The sequence below is a fragment of the Nostoc sp. 'Peltigera membranacea cyanobiont' 213 genome, from assembly GCF_002245975.1.
Classification (GTDB): Bacteria; Cyanobacteriota; Cyanobacteriia; order Cyanobacteriales; family Nostocaceae; genus Nostoc.
Map to the genome: position 1 here is coordinate 1 of NZ_NOLI01000319.1, position 2,487 is coordinate 2,487.

Below are 2,487 nucleotides of genomic sequence, written 5' to 3' on the forward strand. Positions count from 1 at the left end.
GATTAATTGAAGCTGCTGGAGTTGTAGATAATTTGATCAAAATGTGTCCAAATTGGACACAAAATGAAATTGAAGATTATCCTGCTACAGTCCACTCCGATCAGGTACAAATCTTGCCTACCAGCGAGGGACAAGTTCGGCCCATGACCAAACTGGAACCGCAGCAACAGCAAGAAGTATGGCAACAGGCAGTAGAACTTGCTGGCGGCAAAGTGCCAACTGGTAGAATCGTGAAAGATGTTGTGCAGCGCATCATGGAAAGGACGAAAATACCCAATACCTACCAAATTGGCGAAGTGTGCCAAATCCTTGTTAAAGACAATTCTGAACTCAGGGGCAAGGGTGGGTGTTGGGGGATAGTCAGCGCAGTAAACGAGTTTAGTTGCACCTTGAGAGCCTGGGATGGTGAGTACACCGTTGGTTTGCAACACCTGAAGTCCTTCAACTATCTGCCCCAGGAGTGTGAGCAGATGCAGGTGATTTGCGATCGCATCAGTCGGGTGTATTCGAGTGGGCTAGAGGAGTCGGTGCAAAAGTTTTTGGAGATGCTGGGGAAGCTTAACCGTGCTTATTTGACAGATTTGGAAGAGAAAGTGTTGAGTCTTCTGGAGTTGGAAGTCATACCATAATGCTGCAAGTGATTAATTTTGGAATTCAAGGGATTCTACAAAGTAGAATTTTGACTTGTGCATTTATACAGGTAGGGGTGAGATTTTGGTACTGATTATTAGGAAAAGAGCAACTCTCGAACAAGTGGAGTTAATGCTGCAAACTTTGCGAGTTTACATTAAAGTGGCAGTAGATATAGAAAGAGGGATTTTAGCTGGAGGAGGAGAGAAACACGCTTTCTGTGAAGCAGCATTGCTCGAAGACGGTAGTAAACAGCGAGATATCTGGGGTGCGGATTGGACTCCCTTTAACCAATCAATCGCCTATGAATCGATTATTAACATACGTCCAAGCCAAAATAATCGCTCAATGGTAATTCAAGACCCAGCGATTCAAGAACGTGTTAAAAAAATAACTCAGGAGTTAATTGGTGGATATGAACCAGAATTTAGATGAAAAACAAGCACGGTTTCAAGGCGAAAATACATCACATCGCTTAGGTCATATAGCTTCTAATTTAGCTAGGCTGAGAACATTTTGTGACACTGCTTACCCTGAAGCGGTCAAAAGTGTTACAGATGAAACTATGTGTTTTATCGAATGGACGGCAGCAGAAATTGAACCTGAAGATGCTGAAGAACTGGTTAACATTCAAGTTCAACTGGCACGATGGAGATTAACTTTTGATAGTATTTGGTCTGATGATAGCCAACGCAGAAATATGTCCGAGCAAGCTAGTGCTTGGTCAGAACAAGTATTAGATATGTCAGGGTTGTTGTCCGAATCTATCTAAAACTTTAATCATTGCGGTATTCTAGATTTTGTAAAAAATATGAGCAATCACTTATAGTTTCTGGACAAATAATTCATTTTGTTAATCTGGAACGACTTGTGAGCTTAACTTCCCCATCAAAATTATTCAAATTATTTTTGTAAGGCTCCTAAGTAGGGCTTGCTTGAATAACTAACCAATCCTGATCTTTGCTTTCTTATTACTTTTTCAGCAACCTCTAAGTAGGGGTCTTTTTTGGAATAGTTGACTTGACTGATTCACGCTCCTGTAATCTATTAAACCAGTCTCTCAAATAAGGATACTGAAGAAGCCAGTCTTCATTTAAGCGAAAGCTGTAATAACCGAGGGAACATAATGCTGCCACATCTGCTGCTGTCCATGTTTCACCCTCTAACAAATATTTAGTTGAACGCAGTTGGGAATCAAAGATTGGTAAAAGGCGATTAATTAATGTTTCATATTTTTTTCGATAATAAGCAGGAGCTAGATCACCCATAAAATCTAGTACCCATAAACCGATAATATTGTCGCCTAAAGTATCTGCTAGTTGTTCCCATTTACGGCACTCAAGCCGTATGTGAGGAGCGCTTGGGTAAAAGCTAGGCTGTGGATAAGTTTCGTCTAGATACTCCGCAATCAATGTAGAGTTCCAAATTACTGTGCCATCTTGATCTATAAACACAGGGACTTGACCAATAGGAGAAATTTCAAGGAATTCAAGGGGTTTATTGGCTAAATTAATTTCTTTGAGTTCACAATCTAAATTTTTCTCTACTAACAATATTCGGATTTTCCGAGAAAAGTTTGATTGCTGATGATAGTATAATGTTCTATTCATAGATTTATTTTCACTCAAAAAGTGGGTCTAATAATAATAATAAACTGCATTCAAAAATAGTACCCCATGATTGCGACCAAGGAAGCAATCTCATGGACTCTCACCAAAACTGTTTTATCTTAATCTCTTAGGCATGGTAAACCATTGAATTACAACACCTAAAGTCTTGCAATTAGGGACTTCCATAAAATAAACTATTCCACCAACAATAATGATAATCATTTTAAAGGGGGGTGAAGGGGCTGCC

The 2,487-nt window shown here is 39.7% G+C and carries 3 protein-coding genes and 1 pseudogene; 3 read left to right on the forward strand and 1 reads right to left on the reverse strand.

Going from position 1 to position 2,487, the window contains the following annotated elements; genetic code table 11:
- The 3 genes and pseudogenes from CDG77_RS34510 to CDG77_RS34520 form a co-directional block, all read left to right on the forward strand.
- Positions 1-629: pseudogene (locus CDG77_RS34510) on the forward strand (hypothetical protein); the annotation flags it as partial.
- Between the two features lie 85 nt (positions 630-714).
- A complete protein-coding gene (locus tag CDG77_RS34515; protein ID WP_223270162.1) occupies positions 715-1,065 on the forward strand; it encodes a DUF5674 family protein in 351 nt (116 codons plus the stop codon).
- Complete coding sequence (locus CDG77_RS34520; protein ID WP_190234162.1) at positions 1,046-1,402, forward strand: hypothetical protein; 357 nt, start codon at positions 1,046-1,048, stop codon at positions 1,400-1,402. The genes CDG77_RS34515 and CDG77_RS34520 overlap by 20 nt, the downstream gene beginning before the upstream one ends.
- A 217-nt stretch (positions 1,403-1,619) precedes the next feature.
- On the opposite strand, the gene CDG77_RS34525 is transcribed toward CDG77_RS34520, so the two are convergent.
- A complete protein-coding gene (locus tag CDG77_RS34525; RefSeq protein ID WP_094333610.1) occupies positions 1,620-2,240 on the reverse strand; it encodes a glutathione S-transferase family protein in 621 nt (206 codons plus the stop codon).
- Between the last annotated feature and the right edge of the window lie 247 nt (positions 2,241-2,487).

Bases quoted from the DNA above. Each gene is read 5' to 3' on its own strand.
- CDG77_RS34520 (WP_190234162.1), top strand. From the start codon at position 1,046: ATGAACCAGAATTTAGATGAAAAACAAGCACGGTTTCAAGGCGAAAAT.
- CDG77_RS34525 (WP_094333610.1), bottom strand. From the start codon at position 2,240: ATGAATAGAACATTATACTATCATCAGCAATCAAACTTTTCTCGGAAA.